This is a genomic window from Mucilaginibacter rigui (genome assembly GCF_014773275.1).
Lineage (GTDB): Bacteria > Bacteroidota > Bacteroidia > Sphingobacteriales > Sphingobacteriaceae > Mucilaginibacter > Mucilaginibacter rigui_A.
This window is the reverse complement of record NZ_JACWMW010000001.1, coordinates 575,885-601,458: the sequence shown is the minus strand read 5'-3', so window position 1 is coordinate 601,458 and position 25,574 is coordinate 575,885. Positions and strand designations below refer to the sequence as shown.

Sequence of the window (25,574 nt, the reverse complement as noted above, 5' to 3'; positions counted from 1 at the left end):
CTCCGCTTTTTCTCCATTATTAACTGCTATATCCTCATGATGATTTTGTGGCATGGTGAAGCTATTGCTCAAAGCAAACCAACAGGGGTTAAAGATATTGTAAGCAAAATAGAGCAGTACCAGGAACGCCTGCCATCAGAAAAACTGCACCTGGTTTTAGATAAGCCAAACTATTTTACCGGCGACACATTATGGTTTAAGGTTTACCTGGTAAATGCATCAAACAGGCAGCCATCGCCCATCAGCAATAAGGTTTATGTAGAACTGATAAATGATAGCAGCCGAGTTACCGACAGGCTCATTATACCTGTTGTAAATGGTTTAGGCGAAGGTGATTTTAAGCTGTCGGCAAACGGACTGATGGATGGCGGGTATACCCTGCGCGCCTATACAAACTGGATGCAAAATTTTGGCGAGGAGCAATTTTTTCATAGACGATTTTATATTGGCAACGACAGCAAAAACAACTGGCTCATAAGCGAGCAGCACTCCGTAAAAACCACGCCCGGTGGCAAAGAAGTTACCCTGGCCGTGCAATTAAATGATACCAAAAACAGCCCGGTGATGTACACCGATGTACAGCTGCTACTTGTAAATGGCAATAAAACGGTATTTAAAAAAGCCTTCACCACATCAGACCAGGGCACTTTTAAAACCAGTTGGACTCTCCCTGCAAATGCCGATACCCGTAATTTAAAACTGGTTTTGCAAAACAGCGCCGATAAAAAAAACCGACAAAGTTTCCCCTTTTATCCTGGTGGCGAAACGCAAAACATTGATGTGCAATTTATGCCAGAGGGAGGTAACCTGATTGCCGGGCTGCTTAATAAGATAGCCTTTAAAGTCGTCGGCGAGGATGGAATGGGTATAAATGTATCGGGCGTAATTGTTGATAGTAAGAACCGCGAAGTGGGTGGGTTTCAATCGGCACATAACGGTATGGGCAATTTTAGAATGGTACCTTTAGCCAACGAGGTTTACCGCGCGCAGGTTAAATATGCGGGCAACATTAAAACCATAGCGTTGCCACAGATAAATGCAAAAGGCATTGGTTTTAGGATCGATAATATATCTAAGGCTGATACCGTTAATATTTACATTAGCGCCACTGCCGATGTAGCTGCTCAAAACAAAACCTATAACCTTGTAAGCCAGGCAAAAGACACCATTTACTTTGGCACTGTTTTTAACTTAAACAAAGGCTACTACAACGTAAGCCTCCCCAAAAGCAAGTTTGTTACCGGCATTGTAAACTTTACCGTAATTGATGATGCAGGCATCCCACTAAATGAACGCAAGGTATTTATTGACCGGCACGACAGGCTTGCCATTACCCCGGTGGCCCATAAACTCACCTACCAGCCCAAAGATAGTGTAGCCATAGGCGTTACCGTGCTTAACCCCGATGGCAACCCTGCCCGTAACAGTGTTTTTACAGCGGCAGTTACCGACGACGCCCAGGTAAAAACCTCTCCCTATGGCAATAATATTTTAAGCAATATGCTGCTGGCATCCGAACTAAAGGGAAACATTGAAGAACCGGGCTGGTATTTTACGGGTAATAATGCAGAAACCACCCCGGCGCTGGATGACCTGCTGCTAACACAGGGGTGGACGGGTTTTAACTGGGATAACCTTGCCCACCCCATAAAAGAGCCACGATTTTTACCCGAAACAAGTAATATGCTAAGTGGTAGTTTATATGGTATGTTTAAAAAGCCTATCGACAAGGCCAAAGTAACCTTACTGTTATCAAACAAAGAAACTTTGATGGTGATGGATACTGTAAGCGGTAAAAACGGGCGGTTTTTTTTTGATAATATCCCGTACCTTGATTCGGTAATATATACGGTTAAGGTAAATAACAAAAAGGGCAGCACTTTTGGCGGTGAAATATATGTTGACGAAATAAAACAGGCGGGAAAATTGCCGCTGTACACTACCCCTTTAATGCCCTGGTTTATTAATACCGATAACACTTTGCTAAAATATTATGAAAATAATACGGCCAATAAACAGGCATCAGCAAAAATAGCTTTGGGAGATGTTAAGGGTACACTGCTGGGTGAGGTAAAAGTTAATGCCAAACGCACCACAACATTAAAAGATGCCAACGGCGATGACATTGATTTTTATGATGCGCTTATAGATGAAAAACAACTCATAAAAGCCGGACGGCAAAATCTTTACGATTACCTGCTTGCCAACCAAAAAGGTTTTAAGGTAGTAACCGGATACAGAGGAAACCCTAACAGCAATTTCCTGATGAATGGTAACGCTGTTATATGGTTTATTATAGACGGTATTAACGTGGCAAGGTTTTATACCATGACGAATGTACCGAATAACCATTTTAACTTTTTAAAATCGTATTTAACAGGGCTTTTAGCGGCAGATGTAAAGCAAATTGTTGTATACCACGCTTATAGCCGGGGCCTTAAAGATGTAGTGGCGTATTTGGTTATCCAAACCCGCGGGGGGAACGGGCCAGCCACCAGTTCGCCATCAGGCATATACGTTTACCGGCCCGAAACAGCCTATAAAGCAAGGCAGTTTTACAAACCACGTTATACAGTGAACAATACTTACGATAACCAGGTAAACCGTGCAACAATACACTGGGAGCCCAGTTTAATAACCGACGAAAATGGCAAAGCAACCCTATCCTTCTATACGGCCGATAAGCCATCGACCTACACTGTAAATTTTGAGGGTACAGATATGCTTGGGCATTTCGGCGTACAAACCCTAAAATTAAAAGTTGATAATAAAGCTATTAACTGAACTATCCCATAAACCCTATCCTAACAAGATATCAGGCATAAAAAAAGCCCTTCCGATTGCTCGGAAGGGCTTTGTATGTAAACTTTAAAAGATTAAACTTCTTCGGTTTCTTCAGCAGCAGGAGCTTCAGATTCCGGTTCAGCTTTTTTAGCAGCAGGAGCAGCAGCAGGCTTTTTAGCCGCTTTGCTTTCTGCACCTTCCATCTGCTCTTTTAACTGAGCAAGAACGCTAAGGTCGCCTAAAGTTGATTTCTCTACTGATTCTTTCACTTTCTTAACCGCGTTATTAGCAGATTTTGCTTCCTTTTTACGGTTTTCGAACTCCTGAACACGAGCATCAGCACGAGCTTCTTCCCATATACGTGAGTGTGAAATTACAATACGCTTGTTCTCTTTGTTAAACTCAATGATTTTAAACTCAGCGGTTTCTTCAGCTTTAACTGATTTACCATCTTCTCTTACCAGGTGTTTAGTTGGGCAGAAGCCTTCAACACCATAAGGTAACGCTACGATAGCACCTTTATCAGTTACTTTTAACACGGTACCTTCATGTATTGAATCAATAGTGAAGATGGTTTCAAAAGTATCCCAAGGGTTTTCTTCAAGCTGTTTGTGGCCTAAGCTTAATTTACGGTTATCGATATCAAGCTCCAGAACTACTACGTCTAATTTTTCGCCAACCTTAGTAAATTCGTTAGGGTGGTTTACTTTTTTAGACCATGATAGGTCAGAGATGTGTATAAGGCCGTCAATTCCGTCTTCCAGTTCAACAAACACGCCAAAGTTGGTCATATTTTTAACTGTAGCAAGGTGCTGAGTACCAATGGCGTATTTCTCGCCTGCGTTTTGCCATGGGTCAGGAGTCAATTGTTTGATACCTAAACTCATTTTGCGTTCGTCGCGGTCTAAGGTTAATACCTGGGCTTCAACTTCGTCGCCAACTTTCAGAAATTCCTGAGGGTTACGCAGGTTTTGAGACCATGACATTTCTGACACATGGATCAAACCTTCAACACCCGGGATAATTTCTAAGAACGCGCCGTAATCAGCAACGGTTACAATTTTACCTTTTACTTTAGAGCCGATCTGGATGTTTTCATCCAATGACTGCCAAGGGTGTGGGGTAAGTTGTTTTAAACCTAAAGCGATACGTTTTTTCTCGTCATCAAAATCCAAAACAACAACGTTGATCTTCTGATCCAATGCAAGAACTTCTCTTGGATGCTCGATACGACCCCAAGAAATATCTGTAATGTGCAGTAAACCGTCAACACCACCAAGGTCAATAAATACACCAAAGTCGGTAATGTTTTTAACAGTACCTTCCAATACCTGGCCTTTTTCAAGTTTGGCCACGATTTCGGTTTTTTGGTTTTCCAAATCGTCTTCGATAAGCACTTTGTGCGATACCACAACGTTTTTAAACTCGTGGTTTATCTTAACAACTTTAAATTCCATTGTTTTACCAACGTACACATCGTAATCACGGATTGGTTTGATATCGATCTGTGAACCTGGTAAGAAGGCTTCAACGCCCATAATATCTACAATTAAACCACCTTTAGTACGGCTTTTTACAAAGCCTGTGATGATCTCATCGTTATCCAGAGCCGAATTAATGCGCTCCCATGATTTTTGAGTTTTTGCACGTTTACGAGATAATACTAACTGACCGTTAGCATCTTCCTGTGATTCTACAAATACTTCAACTGTATCACCAACTTTAAGGTCTGGTGTATCACGGAACTCAGAAACAGATACTAAACCGTCAGATTTAAATCCGATGTTTAATACCACATCTTTGTTATTGATGTTTACAACTGTACCAGTGATAATTTCGCCTTTAGTGATAGAGCTGAATGTTCCATCATAAAGTTTTTCTAATTTCTCACGGTCGCTATCGCTGTAGTTACCAAATTTCTTGTCATCTGCATCCCAGTCAAAATCCTGATCAGGTGTTGCTGCGATTTGTGACTTGATGTCTTCAATTGATATTGAATCAGCTTCTGATTCAATTGTTTCTTTCTCAGCAGTTGCCGTAACTGTATCCAGCTCAGCTTGCTTTGCTTTTAATTCTTTTTCTGCTTCTTGTTTTTTTGCCATTAATAAATTTTACTCCTTTTTCCCAACGCTCGTTTGGGACTGCAAAGGTACGGATATAATTTATATAGATAAAAATATTTTTAGTGTTAATTATTGAGTTTTAAGCACTTTTATTGAAAAAATTAACGCTTTTTGAGATAAGCCGGCGCTAAAGAGCCAGTACGCACTACTTTTTTGACAAGATGGGGAGTTTAGTTATGCCTGTTTGTTTCACCTGTATGCAACTTCAATCCTATTTCGTTATAAATGCTCATAAAATCAGCTATTAAACCAAGCCTGTATTTGAGCAGGATGCCAGTCATTTGCGACTCTTGCTGCGGGGTAAAGGGGTTGCGCCATATGCGCATGCAGATCCGTTTTAAGGCATACGTTATCTGCTCTATATTAATATAGGTGTTTAAATATCGGCTGCGCTTAAATTCGGCATGAAACCTGAAGAATACATCGGGGTTTTTCATACCGGCAAAATCTAAAAACTCGCGGATAACATCATCTTCGCAACTATCAATGTGATCGTAAAACTCACCTACGTTTATTTCATCGGTTGTAATAAGCAGGTTATCCAATATCAGCTCAATTGCGATATGACCCAAAAAGAAAGGTTTAACCGGCGATTCGGTAATAACAGGTGCAAGCAGGGTTTTGAGGGTATGCGAGTGGGTTAGGAAAAAATCGGCAGAGTGGAAATACTTATCAACCAGCAGGTGCTTATTCCATCCTTGTATAATTGAATTTACACGGGCATCGGCATGTACTAAATGCTCGGGATGCAAAACAATTGTTTTGTCGGCATTTTTTAAAAGATCGGGCAGTACTGTTCCTAAGATAAAGTAACAGTTGATGTTATCCCGGTCGAAATAATAATGAGAAAGAAAATTCATAAAAGGCGTTGAAACGTCTGTTTTGAACAAAATACAAAAATCGGGCTAAAGTTTAAAGCGGCTTACAGATATTATAAAATCATGACGGTTTAATAACTCTATTTTAACAGTTACTCACCAAATAATTATTCTATTATCTTTGCCATCCCGATGAAATCGGTTTTAAAATATACAAGATGAATTTTGTTGAAGAATTACGCTGGAGAGGAATGCTGCATGATATTATGCCCGGCACCGAAGAACTGTTGAACAAAGGTATGGCTTCGGGCTATATTGGTTTTGACCCTACTGCCGATTCATTGCACGTAGGCCATTTAACCCAGATCATGACACTGATCCATTTTCAGCGCGCAGGCCATAAACCTTATGCTTTAGTTGGTGGCGCTACGGGTATGGTGGGCGACCCATCAGGCAAATCGGCCGAGCGTAATTTACTGAGCGAGGATGTGCTGAACCACAACCTTAAATCGGTGCAGGCACAACTTGAAAAATTTCTCGACTTTAACAGCGGCGCCAATAGCGCCCAAATGGTTAATAATTACGATTGGTTTAAAAACTTCACGTTCCTTGATTTTATCCGCGATGTAGGCAAGCACCTTACCGTTAATTATATGATGGCGAAGGATTCGGTTAAAAAACGACTGGAAGGCGACACCGGCATGTCGTTCACCGAATTTACTTACCAGTTGGTACAAGGGTATGATTTTTACTACCTGTGGAAAAATAATAACTGCGTATTACAAATGGGCGGCAGCGACCAGTGGGGTAACATTGTTACCGGCACAGAACTAATTCGCCGTAAGGACCAGGGTGAAGCTTACGCTTTAACCACCCAATTGATTAAAAAAGCGGACGGCACAAAATTCGGTAAAACCGAAAGCGGCGCGGTATGGTTGGATCCTGTACGTACATCACCATACCAGTTTTACCAGTTTTGGCTCAACACTACCGATATTGATGCAAAGGCGTACATTCGCATATTTACGTTATTTGAGCGTGAGGTTATTGAAGCGATGGAAACCGAGCATGATGCAGCACCACACACCCGTGTACTGCAAAAAGCTTTGGCGAAAGATATAACCCTGCGTGTACATGGCGAGGCTGGTTTTGAAAAGGCTATCAAATCAACCGAGTTTTTATTTGGCAATACCGGTATCGAGTTTTTAAGCGAGCTGGATAACGAAGAAATATTAGCCATATTTAGCGGCGTGCCTAACTTTACGATAGCAAAAAGCGATATTGAAGCAGGTATAAACGTATCAGATTTGTTAGCTGCTAAAACCGCTGTATTCCCGTCAAAAGGCGAAGCTAAGAAAATGATACAGGGCGGTGGCGTAGCTATCAACAAAGAAAAAGTAAATACCCCTGATGATGTTTATACCGTTGCCAACCTTATTAATAACAAGTACTTAATAGCGCAAAAAGGTAAAAGAAATTACTTTTTAATTGTTGTAAAATAATTTGGATTATCCGACATTTTGTAATTATATTTGTATAAATGTCGTACAAAATAAAACATACTGCAAAAAACGAGGTTAATGAACCTATGGCAATGTATATTACCCAGGTATCATCAACCCCGTTTTATAATTTATTGGGTGGCGCAAAAACTGCCACAACATCTTCTGATTTTGACATTATTAAACTGGCGCGCCAGGGATTTCCCAAAAAGGCCTTACTTGCGTTAGCAAAAAAAATATCTTTAAACATCCAGGAGTTATCCAACATTTTGCATATCTCTGAACGCACTTTACAACGCTACGAGGATGACGCCATCATTAAAACAGAGTACGCCGAAAAGGCTGTTGAGCTTGCCCGCCTGTATACCCGCGGCGAAGAAGTTTTTGGTTCGATGGATAAATTTAAACTTTGGGTAAAAGCGCCAAGCTTTGTATTTAAAGGCGAAGCCCCTGTCACCATTCTTGATACCTCGGCAGGGTTTGATATGGTTTTTAAAGAGCTTGGCCGCATTGAACACGGCATTTTTGCATAAATGATACTGTATCGTATTGCTAACTGTACATACATTCAAGATTTAAGCGGCACCGGTGCGCGCCTTTATGGCGGGCGCTGGAACAGTGAGGGCAAATCAATGGTTTACATGGCGTCATCACGGGCATTAGCCGTGTTGGAAGTACTTGTACACCTTCCCCCGCTTTTACTGCCCGATAACTTTTGCGTTGCCGAAGTAGAGGTACCCAATAACAGCATTTTAACGCTCGACGTAAAAACACTGCCCGATAACTGGCAAGATGCCTCATCGCCTGCCGAACTTAAAACCTTGGGTAACCAATTCATCAAAGAAACTAAATACCTGATGATGAAGGTGCCGTCGTCTGTTGTACCCGAAGAATATAACTACCTGCTTAACCCATGGCACCCTGATATCAAAAAGGTAAAAATCCTAAATACCCATCCCTTTACCTTTGACGACAGGCTGATTTAGCTTCCCCTCCCTAATACATATTTATAAATAGATGAGGTATATTCAAACTAAATATTTAGTTTTATAAACTCGCTTATTTATAGATCAATGAAAAAAGTACTCTTCTCTGCCTCGGTATTATTTTCTGCAGCAGTTTGCTCTGCGCAAAAAACGGATGTGGCTATCGGCAAAGCCACTTACGAATTCATCCACCTTAGGGACACAACCTACAGGAACAAGCCTTATACCGAAAATATGGTTTTACTGCTGGGGCGCAATGCAAGTGCCTATCGCAGCTTAACCAAGCAACAACAGGAAGAAATGATGGCCAACCAAATTGCTAACCAGGTAAAAACAGCTACTGACCCTAACCGACTTAACCTTACCATTACCAGCCCGGGGCTGGTATCAAACGAAGAGTATTACCAATACATTAACGACAAAAAACTATACACCGAAGAGCAGATAGTTAATTATTACCTGGTTGAAGAACCGCTACCCACTATTAAATGGGCTATACAGAAAGACACCATGAGTTTTGGCGCACTGCACGCGCAAAAAGCAACCGCGCACTTTAAAGGCCGCGATTATACCGCCTGGTTTTGCCCCGACCTGCCCTTTCATAACGGGCCGTGGAAGCTTAACGGCCTGCCAGGCTTAATACTGGAAGCATCCGACTCAAAAAAAGAAGTGCAATTTAAGTTTACTGGTTTCGAGGATATCAGCAACTTAAATCAATCTATTTTACCACCCGCAGACGATATTAAAACCACTCCGCAGGATCTGGCCAGGTTAAAGGAGGCGAAGGCTAAAGATCCTGCCGGCTTTAGCAAAGCATCACATGGCAGCAACTCCGGCGCGCGCCGGGGGGCAAAATTATTTATGGGCGATATAGACCCCAATAAAATAGTATCTATCAATGTAGTAAAATCATCATCGCCCAACACCCGGATAATAAACAACCCTATAGAATTGCCCGAAAAAAAATAGGCCTGCAAATGCAAGCCTATTTACTATTTAACATTAGTATAGCTTAAAAATCGCTTAGTAATTCCAATTTTTTGTGGTTGTATTCTTCCTGCGAGATCAAACCACTTTCGAAAAGCGTTTTCAGCCTTTTAAGCTTTTCGGTAAGCTCATCCTTTTTTGGTTCCTCTTGCACAACAGGTGCAGGTAGCGGGGTTGGTACTGGCGCAGAAACAGGCGGCTGTTGTTGTACCGGTGCCTGGAAACCCACATTCGACGCATGATCGATGTTTACTGCACCAGATTCGGCACGTTTTTCTTCCAGCTCGCGCAGGCGGCGGGCTTCGCGCTCTGCCTCTTTACGCTCCTGGGCGTATTGGTATAGTTTACGTGCCTGTACTTTAGGCAGGTAATCAACACCCATTTCGGTACCTATTGTGGTTTTGGCGCTGAAAACAGCTCCTATAATTTCTTCCTTGGTATATACATCAACAATATCCTTCCATACAAAATCAACAAATTTAATGGATAGGCCAAGATTTGCCGGGGTAAAGAAAAGGATACGTTTATTGGTGATAGCGATACAATCCGGAAAAAGATTTACTATAGGCTTTTTCTGTACAGCTATGTATATAATCTCCTCGCCGGTGGTAAGCAAATCAACCAAACGGCTGTGTACTTTTTCAACCGCTTTAGGGTCTTGCTCGTCGCGTAAGAATTTGTCGATCATGATCATTGTTGTTCTTTGAGGTCGCAAAAATAATAATATTAATGCTAATTAGATAAATATTAGGCGATGAGCAAATTACAGCCGCGGATATCCGAGTTATCAAACCTGCCTATCACCTCAAAAGAGCCGTCGGCATACACCCTCCCCAGATCCTGCGTGGCTATGAACGAACAGGAATTAATATTGGCCAGATCAATGATATTTACACCACCTGTTTTACCTATTCCAACTAAAGTAAAAGGATCGTTGGTATCGCGCGTAATTATCCGCATCCATGGTGGACAGTTAAATATCCCTATGCCTTTAGAATAGGCTTGCGATAAAAGCTCCGTCATCCCGTATTCTGAATGGACGGCATCAACGCCAAACCCTGCACATAATGCAGCGTGTAATTCTTCGCGGATCATCTCTTTACGGCGACCTTTCATCCCACCTGTTTCCATTACGATCAGCTCCGGGAAATCTATTTGGTAATTATCCGTAAAATCAAGCAAAGCAAAAGTAACGCCTATGAGCAGGGTTGGTTTATTATCTGCTTTTTGCTGTTTCAGTTTAAGATAAAGTTCCTGGTGGTTGTACAGGTAAAAACCGCTATTAGGATTGGCTGATTGAGTGATCAGGTCCTGCGCCATGTAAATAAGCGACGACCCTTCGCGTTCCAGATATGCGGGCAGCAAAGCGAGCACTGTATAATCTTTTATATCGCCATAAAATAAACTGAAGGCACGGCGAAAGCTCTCTTCGTACCAGCTTACATCCGTTACATGATGGCTGCTGGTTATCATTCCCGTAGTGCCCGAACTGGTGAAAATCACATCATCTGGTTCGTTCGAAGTAACAACGGCGTGTGCTTTAAAAAACTCAACCGGCAAAAAAGGAATCTGCTCAACCGACTTAATATCAGCCGGGTTAAGTTTCAGCCCATTAATAAAAGCCTTGTAAACACCACAGTTTGCCGCCTGGTAATTGAATACCTGTAAAGCAATTTCTTTAAAGCTCTGCTCATTATTTATGGCGAATACCTGTTGTTTACCGGGTTTTATCATGCTGCGGGCAAAGATAGGAAGATGTGCAGATATGCGGATGTGTGGATATGCAGATGAATGTAAATAATTCATTTAAGTCCGCAAGTTTCGGGTTTTAACAGCCGCGCTTTGGTAGAAATTTGGTGTATGAAAATATTTAAAATAGTACCGCTATCGCGTGCGTATTCACAAAAGATAAAATCGACCATGATTGATGATTTTAACAACCTGGTTGTTGAGCAATTGGCTACCGGGCTTGGGCCATGCCGCGTATCATTAAAACCTTTTGAAAAAGGTGTGATACCCGCCTTCTGTTTAAGCACTCTCCTTTTGATATAGAAAATGCTTACAACCAACCCGGTCCGGTATTTATTAACAAAGCAGATGTAGAGCAATACAGCGATGTGCATTGTTTCCCACCGGAAATAAAGGCCAATAGAAAAAGCTTCCCGTTAACACTTATTGGCTACAATACCAAACAAATGATGGTTTTAACAGAAACTGTGGCCGATAAGGATGTTGATGAACTGATATTAAAGATATTTAATGATAACCCAAGTGTTGATTACCTGCATGCCCGTAACGCACAGGCTTGCTGGTTTATATGTAAAATTGAACGGTTTTGACAATAATCTGCAATGCATTCCTGAATAAATATTCTGATTTGGAGTTATATTTGCTTGTACAAATAATACAATAATTAATAATATCTACCCCATGAAAACATTAAAATTTTTAAGCTTACCTCTACTGCTAAGCGCATTTTTTATACTTGCCTCAGCAAAGCCTGCTGATGATAAAGGAACCGAAAAAATCAACGACGCCACCAAGGTTTTAAAAGATTTTGGAAAAATGAAAGAAAGCATCCCGCATGAGCTGATTGAACAGTATGAGGGTATTGTAATTATCCCGAAATTGATCAACGCCGGTTTTGGTATTGGCGGCAAACGCGGACAAGGTGTTGCCATGGTTAAACTGGCCAATGGCCAGTGGAGCGACCCGGTATTTATAACGCTTACCGGTGGCAGTATTGGTTTCCAGATTGGCGTACAATCTGTTGATATGGTTTTGGTTTTCCGCAACAAAGGCGTACTGGCTAAGGTCGAAAACGGTGATTTTACCATTGGTGGTGATGTATCTGCAGCTGCCGGCCCGGTTGGCCGCAGCTCTACAGCCAGCACCGACTACAAGCTACAGGCCGAGGTTTACTCTTACTCGCGCAGTAAAGGTTTATTTGCAGGTATTAGCATAAACGGTTCAAATCTGGCTATCAACAAAAGCGCTAACACCGCTTATTATGGCGAAGTTTCTGCATCGGCCGATCTTTTTGCAAGATCAACAGATAAAACCGCAGCAGTTACAGAGTTAAAAGCTGCTTTGAAAGCATTGTAAGTAAAACTAATTTTATTAAAAAGCCCCTGCCAAAATTGGCAGGGGCTTTTTGCTTATTAGGCCAAAAGATTTTTAAGTATGTATATTTTCAACCTTCACAGTTGTCATACTACTGCTTTCAAAAGTTAAATTCACAGACCTTGCGCCATTTGGCCTTGTACGATGAATTACCTTTTGGGGGATCGTAAATAACTGATTGGGGAACAGCTCCACAGTTCGGTCTTCCAAATCGATAAATATGGAGCCTTCGACAACTAAAAAACTTTCGTCAGATTCCGGGTGAAGATGCCAAAAGTAAGGTTCTGTCATTACACCCATTCTAACTACATGGTCATTAACCTGGGCAACAGGGATATTTTTGTATGTCTTGTTGGTTATGGCCTCTTGCGTGATATCGATTATTGTTAGTGATTGTGTGTTCATTATATATTTTGTAGCAAGGCAGAATTGCTATTATAAAACTCCCGAATCCAGCCAATTTTTCCAGTGCGAGTTTGCCTTTAATGTAGGCTGGTAAAAAGACTTATCGCCTGTAATAATTACTTTAGCTATTTGTTTCCATGTCTCGTAAGCACCTGGTCTTTTTTTATTTCTATTACGCTTATTAGTATTCGCCATGCGCTGTTCTTGTTCCCGTAATAATTTTTCGAACGTCTCAAAGTCTACATGCGCCACACCACCATTAATGTCCTTATTATACTCGTAAGTATATTTTAGATGTTCATCTGATATTGGAGTATGACTTATTTCTAAAAAGTCTTTATGGTGCCATTCATTTAAAACTAAAATCTTTTTTAAATCTACGGGAATAGATTTAAAAAGTTCATCATCAGCAGCCCTAAAAACCTCACTTTGCGAAATAACAGCTAGCCTGGCGGCTTCTTCTACACGAATTTGACCGGGCTCGTACTCCAGTAATTTTATTCCATTGGTCTTGTAATCTTTTACATTTGCAGATAAACTAACCTTTTTCTCTTTTAACAACCAATATTTTGCATCTGGAAGTAACTCCGGCCCATCTGTAGTTTCGAAAAAGCTATCGGGATCAATATTTCGCAAGGTGTAATAATTACTTTTCTGGTTATTATATTCTTCCAAATTCACCAGGCAATTACCGTAATAATAAATTTCAAGTTCAATCGCAGCTGATCGTTCGTTATAACCTAACCGTTCTATAGCAATTGCCCACCTTTCATCATCGCCCCTAAAAACATTTAATCGGCTATCTATGAGGCATGAATAAGGATACCCGAGTTGTACAAATTGAAAATAATCTCCAAGCTTGTAAGTATTGTCTAGGTTAGATAGTATTTCTTTTTCGGTTAGCATAATTATCTTGCAATTACCCTTTCTCAAACACCCGCTTCACCATTAAACCCGATACCGCCGATAAGCCACCTGCCAGCCCGCCGATGATAGCCATCACTGCCAGCAATAATAGCCAGTTTGGTAAATGAAACACATGCGCCACGCGTGTAGCCAATATATGCTGATTGGGAAAGCTTTTTAATAACGCGAGAGCTATCCAGGCTAAAGAAACACCCGCAAAGCCCGACCAAAATGCCCAGCCTGATCTTTTGCCGAAAATAATTGCGGCACCAAATGCCAGTATGCAGCCTACCCACCAGGGGAACAGATAGCCGCTTATAAATGCCAATAACAGTATTACAGGGAACAGCATAGTTTATTTGCTTAGTGTTAATGTTCTTTTTATCCGGGTTGAATTCTCTGCGACCGATTGAAGGAACAGCAGTTCTTTCAGTTTGCCATCCTGCCAGGTTTTCAGCATATCATCATAATAAAAACTGCCTGGGTTGCCCGATTGCCCGCCGGGGATGATACCATATCCCTTAACCTGTGGACCAAGCTGTACCACCATTCGCCATGAAGGGCCATGGCCATCAATCAGCGCGTTAACGGTTGAGCCTGTACCGCCAGATACAAAGTTGCCCGAGCCTAAACCCGGTACATTACCTAAATGAGCTACTTCAAATGGTTTTACAATGCCCCATTGCCAAGTTTTTCCAATATTACCATGGTTCTTCACCAACTCGTTAACAGCAGCTATATACGAAGCTATTATGATATCTGAAGCGGTTTCTACAACCGGGGTGGTTTTACTGTCAAACCATTTGGAGTTAGGTTCCTTCATCAGTAAAGTTTCCGTCCTGTCCATAGTTGGGTAATATAACAGCCTTTTCTTATCCTCAAAATTATCCCGCCAGGTAAACGTGTAAAACTTAATCCACCAGTTGCTGAAAATACTGGCGCCCACAGATGTTGCACTGAAATACTTATCCCATTTTTTGAGGGTATCTAAAGCTGCAAGCTGGGTATTATCCAATTTACTGGCATCCAGGTATTTTAACATGGTTGGCAAAATATCCTGCGCACGGATGCTATAATCATCGGTCTGCAAAAGGCGCATACTATCTACCGTAGCTTTATGCATGGCACCAAGGCGGTCGTTAATGCGTTTGCCACGCTCATACCCTTCAAACTTCCAGTTGATGTAATACGGGTAGGTTTGATCTGTTGAGGATTGATTGGCTGAACTTACAAAACCACGCGGCGGGTTCTTCACCGTTGGGTTTTGCTCAAAGGGGATCCAGCCATGCCAGTCGTTTACGGGGTCGCTGCCATCCATGATAAATTTGCCCTGGTCTTTATATTTAAGCGGCAGTTTACCATTGGGTGTGATAGCAATATCGTTATCCGCAGAAGCGAAAATAAAGTTTTGCGCAGGGGCGGTGTAATATTTTAATGCTTCGCGATAGTCGGTATAATTTTTTGCACGATTAAGGAGATAAAAGGTTTTAAATTCATCACTTTCATCGTGCGCTATCCAGCGCAGGGCATTGCCTACGGGGATATTTACACGGCCTTTTTTGGCTATATCGGCATTATCATAAACTATGGGGCCGTGGTGTGTGTATACAACGGTATCAACAAGAGGCTTCTGGCCAAGTATGTTTATTACTTCAACCTTTTTGGTAACCTTATTCCATTTGTTGTTGTACCAGTATTCGTTGCGGCTGGCATCTTTAAATTTCACCTGGTACCAGTCCAGTATATCGGCGTCAACATTGGTAACGCCCCAGCTTACTTTTTGGTTATAGCCAATCACTACACAAGGCGCTCCCGGTAGGGTAACACCATACACGTTTACGCCCGGCGCCGTCATCTGCATCTGGTACCAGATGGATGGCAGGGTAAGGTTAAGATGCGGATCGTTGGCTAAAATAGGGTAACCGCTCGCCGTTTTTGAGCCGCTTACCGCCCAGTTGTTACTGCCAATGCCTTCTATCTTGTCCTTATCCTTCATACTTGCCAGCATCTGTGCTTTAAAAGCGGCAGGCGGGGCAGGTATCGGTAATGGTTTAAAATCCCATTTTGTACCTACTGGGATGATAGGGTCTTCATGATTTGGATAATCAGGGAACAGATCATTTGTTACCTGTGCACCAAACTTATCAAGTACGTTGGTCATGGCCAGTTCATTTGAGCCGCCGGCCAATGTTTCCGACATCAGCTTTAATAAGTACGCCGAATTAATGGGTTTCCACTCTTCAGGTGCGTAGTTCAACAACTTAAATTCTATGGGGTAGCCACCGGGTTTAAGCTGCTTGATGTAGGCGTTAACACCATCGCTGTAAGCATTGATCACCTTACTCATTACCGGGTCTTTCAGGATGCCTTGCAGGGTATGTTCAGCTCCATGGGTCATGCCCATGCGGCGGTGGTAGCGGTCGAGTTCTAAAGCCTTCGGGCCAACCACCTCAGATAATCTACCTGATGCGCTGCGGGTTTGAATATCCATTTGCCAAAGGCGCGCTTTGGCAGTTAAGTAGCCTTGCACATAATATAGGTCGTGGTCGTTTTCTGCAAAAACATGGGGCACCATATTCTCATCATACCTGATGGTTACCTTACCTTGCAAGCCTTTAAGCTTTAGTTTTTCGGTAGGAATAATATTCTTGCTTTCGGCATTTTGCCAGAAACCTGTTGATGGGTTCAGGAACTCACCCAATGGTGGCACATCGCCAAATTTTGTTTGTAATGCCCAGATAAGCACGCCGGTAATTGCTATAGAAAAAATGGCCTTAAATACTTTCATTGAAAATAATTAATGAATTAGCGATCGAGTGAATCTTCGAACCTTTCGGCTTTAACCTTTACCTCTTCAGCTTTAAACTAATATTTTACGGCAAGTTACGTAAAGGGTAAACATTTGGCAACTTTTAAAAGTTGCCAAATCTAAAAAGCTACCGTGTCCTGATGCTTGCGCGATCTGCGTTTTTTGTTTGGCTTTTTAACTTTCTTAACCTTCTTTTCAACCCGTTGGGTTTTCTCTTCCTTCCTGAAATTCCAGGGTGGCGTTGGGTTCTCGTCCTGCCACAGGCCAAGGCGATTTTGGCGGGCCTGCTGCTCAAGCATGGCCAGTTCCATACTTTTTGAGTAGGTACGGTATTGCCATGCGTAGCCTTGTTTCACCAATTCGTGGTTTACGTTGGTGCCGTTCTCTAACACAACCTCTCCTACTGTACGGCCATAACGATCGTGTTGGTTACCAACCAGTTTTACCATTTTGCCAAAGCACAGGGCCGAAGTAAATTGTTTGGCGGCCTGCCCAAAGGCCTGGCTTTTTTCGGGGCAATCTACCTCTGCAAGGCGAACGGTTATACTTTGCTTATCGGGCGATAGCAGCACCATAGTATCCCCATCCTTTACGCCTACTACTTTATATAGAGTTTCGTTTTTATTACAACCTATAAAAATGATAAGAACTAAAAGACAAAGAAATAAGGACTTTTTGAGCATACGGCTAAGATATAAATTTGTGTTATTTAACAACAGAGGGCATGAAGTAAAAACCAAAGAGCACATAGATTTGTAAACAAAGACATACTATGCTTCCGCAAATTTAGCGTAGCGTAACTTGTGGTATGGCACCCGGCAAGCTTTCAGCTTGTGTAAGCTGAAAGCTGACTTGGTAAACGCCACTAGCTGAAAGCTCGTGGCAGCGGCATTTATTTCCCGTGTAAACTCCAGGCGTTACCGTCCGGGTCTTTTACAGTAGCGAAACGGCCCCATGGGGTTTTATCGGCACTGCCAACTGTTATGCCTTTCTCTGCTATTTCTGCTAGGGTTTTATCCAGGTCATCGCATTTAATGACAAAGCCTTGTATGCTACCGGGTTTTAACTCAGGGAACCAGTTTACCAGTGTAATAGATGTGCCACCATCAGGCAGGCCCAATTGTATCCAGTTTGCACCGCCCTGGTATGGCGCTTCTACAATAAGTTTAAAACCCAGTTTAAGGTAAAACTCTTTAGCCGTCTGCTGATCTGTTACCGGGATAGATATAATTTCGATAGACCTCATCACATTAATTGGTTTGAATTGTTCATGCTTATCTATAACAGCTTGTATCAAAAATAAAGCTGATATTTGTAAGTTTTATAATTATTAAAAGTTTTTTGAGATGGGTAAATTCACTGTACCTGATAAAGTGCTGTTTGTATGTACAGGGAGCAAATGCGCTAAACGCGGCGGCAAAAGCATGTATAAAACTGCCGAAAAGTTTGCCAAATATAGTAAGGAAGATATTGAGGTGATACGTATAGAATGCACAGACCGGTGCGATTGGGCACCGGTCTGTACGTTTTCTCCGGGGAATATCTGGTTAAAAGAATATTCGGAGAAGGATGTTTTAAAGCTTTTGTTAGCTAAAGATTAAGCTTCGCTGTCGTATTTAATACCGCCAACGTGCTTATCAATCTGCCATCTGCCGGTACCTTCTTCGCCAATAACTTCAAACAGTTCAAGCGCGCGGCGTGCTTTGTACTCTTCTTCGCGTTGCTCTTTCAAAAACCAGTTTAAAAATTCGTTGGTTACAAAATCCTGCTCTTTTAAGCAACGGGCGTAAATATTTTTGATAGACTGCGTTACGCTGATCTCCTGGTCAAGGGCTTCCTCAAATACCTCACGAAACGAGTTGTACTCTTGTTTAATGCCGGTTACATCAGGCGATATAGCGTTGCCGCCCATATCTAAAATGTATTTGTAAAATTTTAGCTGGTGCTGTCTTTCCTCTTCTGCCTGTTTAAAAAAGTAGTCAGACGAGAAATCGTAACCGTTACGGTTACACCACGATGCCATGGCTAAATATATGGATGAAGATGTTGCTTCTTTCTTAACTTGCTGGTTTAAAAGCGCCTCTACTTCGGCAGAGATCAGGCTTTTGATACGGATAAGATCTTTCATGTATGATTTATATTTAGAACTATTTAAACAGGGCAATAAACATGCCGACTTAAATAGTTATACAATAATACCTGTATAAACAGCCATCAAAGAAAATAAAGGCAATATGAATTCAGTCTAAATTACTAAAGGGCAACACGATACAAGCGGTCTTGTATAATATTGTTTAGTTGCAGCATTACAAACGTACCTTCCAGAATTTCCTTCAGAGCGATAATTTGTAACAGGGTTAGGATGTAAGTGTGGTCGCAGGCGCAGATAAAGATGATCTCTATATCAGGTTTTTTTGATGAATCGAGAAGTTTGGCTTCAATATCAACATTGTAAACTGCTTTTTTTAGTTTAAGCAGGCAGCGGTAATCAAATTTGGCAACTTTACCGGCAAAATCAACATACCAGCAACGTTCAGCATCACACTGATATACGGCGCCGTTTTGGGTGCTGAATACATCTGACAAGGTACTTATTTGCGGATTTGTTGTTAGTGTTGTTACCATTCGACAGCACAAAAGAACGGACTATTTATAATTAATCCAAATAATGTTAATAATTTATTTATAATGATTATTAACAAGGCAACTTATAACTTTACGGCCATGAATATTAAAGCCTGTATTTTTGATCTGGATGGCGTAATTGTGGATACCGCCATATATCATTATAAAGCATGGAAACGACTTGCTAACCAACTGGGCTTTGATTTTACAGAGCACCAGAACGAGCAACTAAAAGGCGTTAGTCGCATGGCGTCGCTTGATCTGATACTTGGCTGGGGCAACATCACCAATAAAACCGAGGCTGAAAAGCTGGAGCTTGCCGCCCAAAAAAACGAATGGTATACTCAAATGATAGGCCAGATGACGCCCGCCGAAATACTGCCCGGCGCCCGCGAGTTTGTGCAAGCCTGCCGCGACGCGGGTTTAAAAACAGCCATTGGTTCGGCCAGCAAGAACACGCCTACCATCCTTAATAAATTAGAATTGACACATTTGTTTGATGCCGTTATTGATGGTAACAGCGTAAGCATCCCCAAACCCGACCCTGAAGTATTTTTAAAAGGAGCCGAAGCGGTAGGTGTTGCCCCGGCAGCCTGTGTGGTTTTTGAAGATGCCATAGCCGGGATAGAAGCCGCCATAAACGGCGGAATGAAAACTGTGGGTATCGGCTCGCCGGAAACATTGACAAAAGCAAATATAGTGGTAAGCGGTTTGGATAAGATGAGTTTGAAGATACTGGCGGAGTTGTAATAAAACTATTCGCTTAGGCGTATACCTCCATAAGATATTATAATGATATGAAGCTGAAACTTTTTGTATTTTGCCTGTTTATTTCCACTGTAGTCTTCGGCCAAAAAAAGCCGGTGAAAATTAGCATCACACATTTAACCAAAAACATTTATGTGTGCACATCATACGGTTACCCGGATGATAAATCGCCGGCATACCCGGCTAACAGCTTATTTGCGGTTACCGATAAGGGTATTATTCTGGTTAATTCACCATGGGGCGATGAACAAACCCAACAGCTAATAGATAGCGTTAAACGGCGCTTCAACAAAAAGATAATCTTTTGCATTGCTACTCATTTTCACGATGATTGTTTAGGCGGATTTGATGTATTAAAAAAGCAAGGTGCTAAAACCTATAGCAGCATGCAAACTTACGCGCTTGCTAAAAAAGAAAATAACGAGCTGCCGCAATACACCTTTGCCCGCGATACTACCTTTAATATTGCCGGTATAACTTTAAAAACCTTTTACCCCGGCGAGGGCCATACGCATGATAATATAGTGGTTTGGTTGCCTCAGCATAAGATACTTTTTGGCGGCTGCCTGGTTAAAAGCTTAGAAGCAGACAACAAAGGTTTTACCGGTGATGCCAACCTTAAGCAATGGCCTTCATCAATCAAAAATGTACAAGGCCGTTTTAAAGACGCCCGTTATGTGATTCCAGGCCACTTGGGATGGCAGGGCGGCTTAAAGCAGTTAAACCACACACTGCGTATCCTCAATAAATAACTTAGTCTTTTGGGCTTCGTAGTTTAGCACGCTCTTTTATAATGCTCTTTACGGCACGTGCTACAAACTGTTTTTGTTCATCGCTCAGGTCGGTTACTTTACTATCGCCGTTAAACTCGTACTCTATTTCTTTATGAAAATTCTCTCTGGCTTTAAAACCTTTGTCGTTTTGCTCAAATTCCAGGTAGCCGCCGTTTGAGATATGCTCAATACCATCCTCCTTTTCATTAAAAACTATTTTTCCCGAGTATTTTATCCGCTGCGAAAAATTGTCTGTTTTATTTACAATAGTGGTTGATTTGCCCCAATCGCATGCTGCTACAGTGCCTAACATTATCAATGCCAGTACTATAATTTGTATTTTTTTACTTACCAGTTTCATGTTATTTAAGTTTTACAACACAAAAATACACATTACATGGTATTATGCAATACATAGTACTATTAATAAATACAACTAGCTATAAATCAGCTAAATAATTTACTACTAACTGCGCAAACTCTTTACCGGATTAATCATAGCCGCCTTAATAAATTGGTGACTAACTGTTGCCAGTTTTGTAGTGTCCGGCTAAGTTTTATAATGCCAATAAATAAATAGGCTTAGCGTAAATAAGGCATTATTTACAGAGAGGTTTACGAAAACGCACAGTTAGAGGTACTATTTCGTACGTTTAAATTCGTAGATTAGTTAACAATAAAATTGTTACGTATCAATTTATATGAATGCCTTGGCTGTTGTAATAAAAAAGTTAATTTAACGGTGTGATAGCTTAGCTCCTTTTAGTTGTCACTATTATAAACTGATAAAGCCTGATGTCGAAAAAGAAATTACTGTTCTTACCTGTATTCCTGTTTCCGCTAATGGTTATTTTATCACAATGCTTAAGCCCTACAGAAGCAGCCACCGACCCCAGAGGAGATGCTTACGCCGGCGCAAGAACTTGTATCAGCTGTCATAAAAAAATTAGCGATAGCTATATGCACATGGCGCATACCATTGCGTCCTCCCCTGCCTCAACAAACAGCATCCATGGTAGTTTTTTATCGGGTTTTAACTCAGTTAACTATAACGACCATACCAAGGTTGTGATGACCAAAACAGATAGCGGGCTTTATCAAACCAATTATGTAAACGGTGAAAAGGTAGAAAGTGCCCGCATGGATATTGCCACGGGCGGTGTTAAAGGCGAAACCTATTTATACTGGAAAGAGAATGAGCTTTTCCAGTTGCCGGTATCGTTTGACAATACCAATAATCGCTGGATTGTTAGCCCCGGGTATGATACCACTATGGCCAGTTTTGATAGATCAATCAACATACGTTGTATGGAGTGCCACGCATCTTATGCTAAAACCGAACCGGGTAAGGTGCCCAGCTTTGCTGGTAACCCGATAGGCTTTGATAAGAAATCGATTATTTTAAGCATCGATTGTGAGCGTTGCCATGGAGGGGCCAAACAGCACGCTGACTTCCAGGCGGCCAATCCCGATGTTAAAACTGCCAGGTACATCACCCGGATAAGCACTTTAAGCCGTATGCAAAAAGTAGATCTTTGCGGCACCTGCCATTCGGGTACACAAACGGTTAACACCAAATCGATATTTGATTTTAAACCCGGCGATAAGCTTACCGACTTTAAAAAACACGCCCCCTCCGCCGGTCCTTTAGATTTTGCGCATATTGATGTACATGGCGACCAATTAGACATGCTCAAAACAAGCAAATGTTACATCAGCAGCAATATGGATTGCAATACCTGCCACAATACGCATCAAAACGAACGTAGCAACGCTGTGCTATTTGCACAACGCTGCCAAAGCTGCCACTCAACAGCAAGCCATAATATATGTAAACTAACAGGTGAAATTGATGCACAGGTATTACAAACCAAATGTATATCCTGCCATATGCCCGCATTGCCCACTAAGGCTATTATCAATAACCATCAATCCGTATTGATACACAGCCATCACATAGCTGTTTATGGTGATGAGATAACCAAAATATCGGCTTATTTAAAAAAGAAATGATGGTTACAATTGCTGTAATACAGCTGCTGTAACCATCATTAAATATTGTAGAGATATTACTTCTTAATATTATTCTGCAACACAATAAACGGCAGATGTTCGTCCCAATTTGGTGAAAAATTTGGTTGGAATAAAAACCCGCTTGCATAGTTCCCTAATATAATATCCGGCTTGCCGTCTTTATCCAGGTCGTTTACATTCATGCTCATCCATCGGCCATATTGGCTAACTGGAACCGCATGAGGTTTAAATTGCATTGGTTTATCCTGCTCAAAGTAAATAAATTCCTCGGCCGGGTTATTTTTCATATCAGCAAAGAAAGCGATGGTAGCAATATCAATATCTCCATCATTATCAAAATCCTGCGCTATGGCTTTTGTTGCACCGTTTATAGGGTAAAACCAGCTTTGTTTAAAATTAAAATCACCTGTGTTTTTGTAGATGTATAAACCGTGATAAGGTTTCAGGATACGCGAATCGTGAAAATTATACCCACAAGTATAAACAAGGTCCTGTTTACCATCATGATCAATATCAGCCAGCGCAAAGCTTGTTGAGCCGTTTACCGGTGGGAATGACAACAACTCACGACTGGTAAAACCTCCTTTTTTATTATTCAGGAATAATGATAACCCCTCGTTTCCGGTGCCAAACAATACCATCAGGTCCGGATAACCATCACCGTTAAAATCCTGCGAAACGGCTTGTACAGCTCCGGGCCTGTCGGTTATGGTAAACTGTTTTAACGCTTTGCCATCTGGACCCAACTTAAACAGGTAAACACCACCCTTTGTAAAGCCCTGCCCTAATACAATAAGATCATTATTACCGTCTTTATCTACATCAACATTCAGCGTTTGTACAGGCCTTGGCATATCTCCGGCAACTTCTGTTGCCGTTAAAGGATTAGCGGAAAGGTTAGCTCCGTATATTTTCCCTGATGGGTAATCGACAGCATCTATCCGGCCAATGCACGATAGTATTGCTCTATCACCTCCCTTAGCATCTTTTATAAAATCAGCATTCACTGCGGCCGATGACAAATGAGTTCCCCTTATAGCTTTAAGCTGGTTATTCCATTCGGTTAAATTGTTTGCAACCAAATCGCTGGTGTATATATTACCTGTACTTGGGTTTGCCGCTACCATAGTGGTAAAAGCTACATCAGTGCCGCCGGTGGGTTTTTTTAATGTAAAGCCAGCCCAATCATTTACTAATGGTACAGGGCGTTTTGCGGGTAAAAGTGTATCTGGTGCAATTTTATTGTAGTAATCAACAATTGCCTGCCAATTTACTATTGATATACCAGCGGTATCTTTAGGGGCTTTATAGAAAGATGGGCCGTATGTGGATATGCCTAAATAGTGGGCCATTGATGGCAAGGAATGCATTCGCCACACATCTTTAGTTAGAGTATTTGCCGGCACAAGCGAATGGCATTTTGTACAATGCAGCTTTACCAGGTGTTCGCCATCTGCTATAACATCGCCTGTAAGCTTGTAATCGGTACCTGTTTTACTTTTGCACCCCTCAAGTAATGTGCTTAATGATAATAAGGCAACCCCGGATAGTATAAAAGATGTAAATAAAAAGGTGTGCTTTAGTTTCATAATAAGTATCTAATCCCTTTTGTTAATTCTGTAGTTTTAATGTGTTCCAAATAAATTCGCCAATCTTGCGGCCCTGTATAGCGCCCTGGTCTACGCTGTTCTTATAATGGATACCACCATAAAAACGGCTTATCGACGTTTCGTCTGATGCTTTCAGGAACGATTTGAAATGGCGCTGCATACCAATGTAACGTAAATCGCTGGTATCGTCATATTCAAAATTATCACCAAATAAGTGCGTTAGTATTACCGCAGATGCTGCGCTGATATCGCTATGCCCGCTTGGATATTCCGGGAATGGAGGTGTTTGCAATAATGGTAGCCATTTTGGGTCCCACTTAGCGTTTATAACGGTAACCGGCCTAATGTACTCAGTAGTGTATTTAACCTGCCAGCCGCATATAAAAGCATCGTATAAGGCTATTGAAGTTAAGGCATATGCCTGTGCGGTTTTCACAGCACTTGCTTTGGTTTTTTCGCAGGCTATCCGCGCAATACCTATCCAGTGGCCACCAGGGGTTATTTTTTTATTTACAAACATCATATGCCCGTTATGTTGTATCACAAAGGGGTTGTCGTCCCAAAATTTGGCAATAGTTACCTGCTCAGGAGTAAGTTTTTTACTTTGCTCGTAAACCTCCCGGTTTTGTTTAATGTATTCGCTGTTTTCATCGTTACTGAAAGGGGGCGGTGGCGGTAATGCAAAGTCTGATGATGATTTTACGACAAAAGTTTCCATGGTTCCCCAGCAAAACTCTACCCCGTCCAAATAATCGGGCGCTGTTGGGCGCCATTTTCCATCATCATCACTTCCTAAAAACCTTGGCTTGCCTCGTGTTTTTGCATAATTATCAAATTTGGCGCGCCCTAAAACTGCTTTACCAACACTTTCACCAAACGCTACCGAGCGCGCAAAGGTAGAATCATCAAGGTTGTTTTTATACATTGCAAAAACCTTATCCTCGTAACGTTTTAATGTATCTACGGAGAAAGTTACCTTGTGTGCAACTGTAAAAAAGGCCTTTGTAGCTGCAAGCGCATAATTATATTTTACCCCCTTTTTAGGTTGGGGCATGGCCTTAAAGCCGTTTAACTGACCTGCTATTGAGTTGTATTTAGCATCCTGAAAACGAATAGCCTCGTAAGCAGCTAATGTTGTGTACCCATATATTCGGCTTGCTACAGGCGGGCTAAATACATCATAAATAATAACCTGTGTTAACTCATCTACATTATCATGTAGTACATCGGCATCGCTTTTTAATGCTATTTTTTGTTTTTGTTTACAGCTTATGGCTAATAAACAAAACGCAAAAGCTATCATTATTTTAAAGTTTCTCAT

Annotated in this window: 27 protein-coding genes; 12 read left to right on the top strand and 15 right to left on the bottom strand. The window is 41.5% G+C overall.

The genetic code is table 11. The features are described from left to right. Window positions 1-36 precede the first annotated feature (36 nt). Complete coding sequence (locus IDJ75_RS02815) at window positions 37-2,784, top strand: hypothetical protein (RefSeq protein ID WP_191174088.1); 2,748 nt, start codon at window positions 37-39, stop codon at window positions 2,782-2,784. A 92-nt stretch (window positions 2,785-2,876) separates the two neighbouring features. On the opposite strand, the gene rpsA is transcribed toward IDJ75_RS02815, so the two are convergent. After that, on the bottom strand, window positions 2,877-4,886 hold the full coding sequence (gene rpsA, locus IDJ75_RS02810) for a 30S ribosomal protein S1 (RefSeq protein ID WP_191174087.1): 2,010 nt from the start codon (window positions 4,884-4,886) through the stop codon (window positions 2,877-2,879). Between the two features lie 191 nt (window positions 4,887-5,077). Next, a complete protein-coding gene (locus IDJ75_RS02805; protein ID WP_191174086.1) occupies window positions 5,078-5,767 on the bottom strand; it encodes a hypothetical protein in 690 nt (229 codons plus the stop codon). Window positions 5,768-5,943: 176 nt separating this feature from the next. Here IDJ75_RS02805 and tyrS point away from each other — a divergent pair, with 176 nt between their 5' ends. The 4 genes from tyrS (at window position 5,944) to IDJ75_RS02785 (ending at window position 9,182) form a co-directional block, all read left to right on the top strand. After that, entirely contained in the window at window positions 5,944-7,227 is a 1,284-nt protein-coding gene (gene tyrS, locus IDJ75_RS02800) for a tyrosine--tRNA ligase (protein ID WP_191174085.1), read from the top strand. 38 nt (window positions 7,228-7,265) lie between these two features. Beyond that, window positions 7,266-7,760, top strand: coding sequence for a type II RES/Xre toxin-antitoxin system antitoxin (gene parS, locus IDJ75_RS02795; RefSeq protein WP_191174084.1), 495 nt, complete (start codon window positions 7,266-7,268; stop codon window positions 7,758-7,760). Next, window positions 7,761-8,213, top strand: coding sequence for an RES family NAD+ phosphorylase (locus tag IDJ75_RS02790; protein ID WP_191174083.1), 453 nt, complete (start codon window positions 7,761-7,763; stop codon window positions 8,211-8,213). Between the two features lie 87 nt (window positions 8,214-8,300). Beyond that, entirely contained in the window at window positions 8,301-9,182 is an 882-nt protein-coding gene (locus IDJ75_RS02785; RefSeq protein WP_191174082.1) for a GLPGLI family protein, read from the top strand. Between the two features lie 43 nt (window positions 9,183-9,225). Here IDJ75_RS02785 and IDJ75_RS02780 read toward each other — a convergent pair whose 3' ends face one another. Together IDJ75_RS02780 and IDJ75_RS02775 are read right to left on the bottom strand one after the other, a co-directional pair. Beyond that, a complete protein-coding gene (locus IDJ75_RS02780) occupies window positions 9,226-9,888 on the bottom strand; it encodes a PH domain-containing protein (protein ID WP_224746462.1) in 663 nt (220 codons plus the stop codon). A 59-nt stretch (window positions 9,889-9,947) separates the two neighbouring features. Continuing rightward, window positions 9,948-10,934: a phenylacetate--CoA ligase family protein gene (locus tag IDJ75_RS02775; protein ID WP_191174878.1), complete on the bottom strand. Its 987-nt coding sequence runs from the start codon at window positions 10,932-10,934 to the stop codon at window positions 9,948-9,950. A gap of 126 nt (window positions 10,935-11,060) precedes the next feature. Between IDJ75_RS02775 and IDJ75_RS21090 the strand changes: the two genes are divergently transcribed. From IDJ75_RS21090 to IDJ75_RS02765, 3 genes are all read left to right on the top strand, one after another. Beyond that, entirely contained in the window at window positions 11,061-11,252 is a 192-nt protein-coding gene (locus IDJ75_RS21090; protein ID WP_224746461.1) for a hypothetical protein, read from the top strand. Continuing rightward, window positions 11,225-11,539 carry a DUF1203 domain-containing protein gene (locus IDJ75_RS02770; RefSeq protein ID WP_224746516.1) on the top strand — a complete coding sequence of 105 codons (315 nt, stop codon included), beginning with the start codon at window positions 11,225-11,227 and terminating at the stop codon, window positions 11,537-11,539. Before IDJ75_RS21090 ends, IDJ75_RS02770 begins: the two co-directional genes overlap by 28 nt. A gap of 91 nt (window positions 11,540-11,630) precedes the next feature. Then, complete coding sequence (locus tag IDJ75_RS02765) at window positions 11,631-12,305, top strand: lipid-binding SYLF domain-containing protein (protein ID WP_191174080.1); 675 nt, start codon at window positions 11,631-11,633, stop codon at window positions 12,303-12,305. Window positions 12,306-12,377: 72 nt separating this feature from the next. Here IDJ75_RS02765 and IDJ75_RS02760 read toward each other — a convergent pair whose 3' ends face one another. The 6 genes from IDJ75_RS02760 to IDJ75_RS02735 all read right to left on the bottom strand — a co-directional run bounded on the left by IDJ75_RS02760 (window position 12,378) and on the right by IDJ75_RS02735 (window position 17,689). Beyond that, window positions 12,378-12,728, bottom strand: coding sequence for a cupin domain-containing protein (locus IDJ75_RS02760; RefSeq protein ID WP_191174079.1), 351 nt, complete (start codon window positions 12,726-12,728; stop codon window positions 12,378-12,380). Window positions 12,729-12,758: 30 nt separating this feature from the next. Next, window positions 12,759-13,634 carry a DUF7003 family protein gene (locus IDJ75_RS02755; RefSeq protein ID WP_191174078.1) on the bottom strand — a complete coding sequence of 292 codons (876 nt, stop codon included), beginning with the start codon at window positions 13,632-13,634 and terminating at the stop codon, window positions 12,759-12,761. A 13-nt stretch (window positions 13,635-13,647) separates the two neighbouring features. Next, the gene (locus IDJ75_RS02750) at window positions 13,648-13,986 is read right to left on the bottom strand and encodes a hypothetical protein (protein WP_191174077.1); all 339 of its coding nucleotides are present in this window, start codon (window positions 13,984-13,986) and stop codon (window positions 13,648-13,650) included. 3 nt (window positions 13,987-13,989) lie between these two features. Next, window positions 13,990-16,422, bottom strand: a complete 2,433-nt coding sequence (locus tag IDJ75_RS02745) for a penicillin acylase family protein (protein ID WP_191174076.1) — start codon at window positions 16,420-16,422, stop codon at window positions 13,990-13,992. A gap of 140 nt (window positions 16,423-16,562) precedes the next feature. Further along, window positions 16,563-17,126 (bottom strand): thermonuclease family protein, encoded by a 564-nt coding sequence (locus tag IDJ75_RS02740; RefSeq protein WP_191174075.1) that lies wholly within the window; start codon window positions 17,124-17,126, stop codon window positions 16,563-16,565. A gap of 209 nt (window positions 17,127-17,335) precedes the next feature. Continuing rightward, a complete protein-coding gene (locus IDJ75_RS02735; protein WP_191174074.1) occupies window positions 17,336-17,689 on the bottom strand; it encodes a VOC family protein in 354 nt (117 codons plus the stop codon). A gap of 100 nt (window positions 17,690-17,789) precedes the next feature. Here IDJ75_RS02735 and IDJ75_RS02730 point away from each other — a divergent pair, with 100 nt between their 5' ends. Further along, window positions 17,790-18,044 carry a (2Fe-2S) ferredoxin domain-containing protein gene (locus IDJ75_RS02730; protein WP_067062740.1) on the top strand — a complete coding sequence of 85 codons (255 nt, stop codon included), beginning with the start codon at window positions 17,790-17,792 and terminating at the stop codon, window positions 18,042-18,044. Here the strand turns inward: IDJ75_RS02730 and IDJ75_RS02725 are convergent. Together IDJ75_RS02725 and IDJ75_RS02720 are read right to left on the bottom strand one after the other, a co-directional pair. Further along, window positions 18,041-18,571, bottom strand: coding sequence for a ferritin (locus IDJ75_RS02725; protein WP_191174073.1), 531 nt, complete (start codon window positions 18,569-18,571; stop codon window positions 18,041-18,043). The two genes, IDJ75_RS02730 and IDJ75_RS02725, sit on opposite strands and share 4 nt — an antisense overlap. Window positions 18,572-18,696: 125 nt before the next feature. Next, window positions 18,697-19,068 (bottom strand): hypothetical protein, encoded by a 372-nt coding sequence (locus tag IDJ75_RS02720; protein WP_191174072.1) that lies wholly within the window; start codon window positions 19,066-19,068, stop codon window positions 18,697-18,699. 63 nt (window positions 19,069-19,131) lie between these two features. On the opposite strand from IDJ75_RS02720, the gene pgmB reads away from it, so the two are divergent. Together pgmB and bla are read left to right on the top strand one after the other, a co-directional pair. After that, window positions 19,132-19,818, top strand: coding sequence for a beta-phosphoglucomutase (gene pgmB / locus IDJ75_RS02715; RefSeq protein WP_224746460.1), 687 nt, complete (start codon window positions 19,132-19,134; stop codon window positions 19,816-19,818). A 47-nt stretch (window positions 19,819-19,865) separates the two neighbouring features. Further along, complete coding sequence (gene bla, locus IDJ75_RS02710) at window positions 19,866-20,588, top strand: subclass B1 metallo-beta-lactamase (RefSeq protein WP_191174071.1); 723 nt, start codon at window positions 19,866-19,868, stop codon at window positions 20,586-20,588. 1 nt (window position 20,589) lies between these two features. Here the strand turns inward: bla and IDJ75_RS02705 are convergent, their stop codons facing one another. Next, on the bottom strand, window positions 20,590-20,970 hold the full coding sequence (locus IDJ75_RS02705; protein ID WP_191174070.1) for a hypothetical protein: 381 nt from the start codon (window positions 20,968-20,970) through the stop codon (window positions 20,590-20,592). Window positions 20,971-21,404: 434 nt separating this feature from the next. Between IDJ75_RS02705 and IDJ75_RS02700 the strand changes: the two genes are divergently transcribed. After that, on the top strand, window positions 21,405-22,622 hold the full coding sequence (locus IDJ75_RS02700) for a multiheme c-type cytochrome (protein ID WP_191174069.1): 1,218 nt from the start codon (window positions 21,405-21,407) through the stop codon (window positions 22,620-22,622). Between the two features lie 56 nt (window positions 22,623-22,678). Here the strand turns inward: IDJ75_RS02700 and IDJ75_RS02695 are convergent, their stop codons facing one another. Both IDJ75_RS02695 and IDJ75_RS02690 read right to left on the bottom strand, forming a co-directional pair. Beyond that, a complete protein-coding gene (locus tag IDJ75_RS02695; protein WP_191174068.1) occupies window positions 22,679-24,232 on the bottom strand; it encodes an FG-GAP repeat domain-containing protein in 1,554 nt (517 codons plus the stop codon). Window positions 24,233-24,254: 22 nt separating this feature from the next. Continuing rightward, a complete protein-coding gene (locus IDJ75_RS02690) occupies window positions 24,255-25,574 on the bottom strand; it encodes a vanadium-dependent haloperoxidase (protein ID WP_224746459.1) in 1,320 nt (439 codons plus the stop codon).

What these genes read in the sequence shown, in the direction of transcription:
- IDJ75_RS02735 (WP_191174074.1), bottom strand. Translation starts at nt 17,689, where the DNA reads ATGAGGTCTATCGAAATTATATCTATCCCGGTAACAGATCAGCAGACG.
- IDJ75_RS02745 (WP_191174076.1), bottom strand. Translation starts at nt 16,422, where the DNA reads ATGAAAGTATTTAAGGCCATTTTTTCTATAGCAATTACCGGCGTGCTT.
- IDJ75_RS02775 (WP_191174878.1), bottom strand. Translation starts at nt 10,934, where the DNA reads ATGATAAAACCCGGTAAACAACAGGTATTCGCCATAAATAATGAGCAG.
- pgmB (WP_224746460.1), top strand. Translation starts at nt 19,132, where the DNA reads ATGATTATTAACAAGGCAACTTATAACTTTACGGCCATGAATATTAAA.
- IDJ75_RS02785 (WP_191174082.1), top strand. Translation starts at nt 8,301, where the DNA reads ATGAAAAAAGTACTCTTCTCTGCCTCGGTATTATTTTCTGCAGCAGTT.
- IDJ75_RS02790 (WP_191174083.1), top strand. Translation starts at nt 7,761, where the DNA reads ATGATACTGTATCGTATTGCTAACTGTACATACATTCAAGATTTAAGC.
- IDJ75_RS21090 (WP_224746461.1), top strand. Translation starts at nt 11,061, where the DNA reads ATGAAAATATTTAAAATAGTACCGCTATCGCGTGCGTATTCACAAAAG.
- IDJ75_RS02695 (WP_191174068.1), bottom strand. Translation starts at nt 24,232, where the DNA reads ATGAAACTAAAGCACACCTTTTTATTTACATCTTTTATACTATCCGGG.
- IDJ75_RS02700 (WP_191174069.1), top strand. Translation starts at nt 21,405, where the DNA reads ATGTCGAAAAAGAAATTACTGTTCTTACCTGTATTCCTGTTTCCGCTA.
- bla (WP_191174071.1), top strand. Translation starts at nt 19,866, where the DNA reads ATGAAGCTGAAACTTTTTGTATTTTGCCTGTTTATTTCCACTGTAGTC.
- parS (WP_191174084.1), top strand. Translation starts at nt 7,266, where the DNA reads ATGTCGTACAAAATAAAACATACTGCAAAAAACGAGGTTAATGAACCT.
- IDJ75_RS02815 (WP_191174088.1), top strand. Translation starts at nt 37, where the DNA reads ATGATGATTTTGTGGCATGGTGAAGCTATTGCTCAAAGCAAACCAACA.
- rpsA (WP_191174087.1), bottom strand. Translation starts at nt 4,886, where the DNA reads ATGGCAAAAAAACAAGAAGCAGAAAAAGAATTAAAAGCAAAGCAAGCT.
- IDJ75_RS02765 (WP_191174080.1), top strand. Translation starts at nt 11,631, where the DNA reads ATGAAAACATTAAAATTTTTAAGCTTACCTCTACTGCTAAGCGCATTT.
- IDJ75_RS02740 (WP_191174075.1), bottom strand. Translation starts at nt 17,126, where the DNA reads ATGCTCAAAAAGTCCTTATTTCTTTGTCTTTTAGTTCTTATCATTTTT.
- tyrS (WP_191174085.1), top strand. Translation starts at nt 5,944, where the DNA reads ATGAATTTTGTTGAAGAATTACGCTGGAGAGGAATGCTGCATGATATT.
- IDJ75_RS02760 (WP_191174079.1), bottom strand. Translation starts at nt 12,728, where the DNA reads ATGAACACACAATCACTAACAATAATCGATATCACGCAAGAGGCCATA.
- IDJ75_RS02755 (WP_191174078.1), bottom strand. Translation starts at nt 13,634, where the DNA reads ATGCTAACCGAAAAAGAAATACTATCTAACCTAGACAATACTTACAAG.
- IDJ75_RS02720 (WP_191174072.1), bottom strand. Translation starts at nt 19,068, where the DNA reads ATGGTAACAACACTAACAACAAATCCGCAAATAAGTACCTTGTCAGAT.
- IDJ75_RS02805 (WP_191174086.1), bottom strand. Translation starts at nt 5,767, where the DNA reads ATGAATTTTCTTTCTCATTATTATTTCGACCGGGATAACATCAACTGT.
- IDJ75_RS02750 (WP_191174077.1), bottom strand. Translation starts at nt 13,986, where the DNA reads ATGCTGTTCCCTGTAATACTGTTATTGGCATTTATAAGCGGCTATCTG.
- IDJ75_RS02730 (WP_067062740.1), top strand. Translation starts at nt 17,790, where the DNA reads ATGGGTAAATTCACTGTACCTGATAAAGTGCTGTTTGTATGTACAGGG.
- IDJ75_RS02725 (WP_191174073.1), bottom strand. Translation starts at nt 18,571, where the DNA reads ATGAAAGATCTTATCCGTATCAAAAGCCTGATCTCTGCCGAAGTAGAG.
- IDJ75_RS02705 (WP_191174070.1), bottom strand. Translation starts at nt 20,970, where the DNA reads ATGAAACTGGTAAGTAAAAAAATACAAATTATAGTACTGGCATTGATA.
- IDJ75_RS02780 (WP_224746462.1), bottom strand. Translation starts at nt 9,888, where the DNA reads ATGATCGACAAATTCTTACGCGACGAGCAAGACCCTAAAGCGGTTGAA.
- IDJ75_RS02690 (WP_224746459.1), bottom strand. Translation starts at nt 25,574, where the DNA reads ATGAGAAACTTTAAAATAATGATAGCTTTTGCGTTTTGTTTATTAGCC.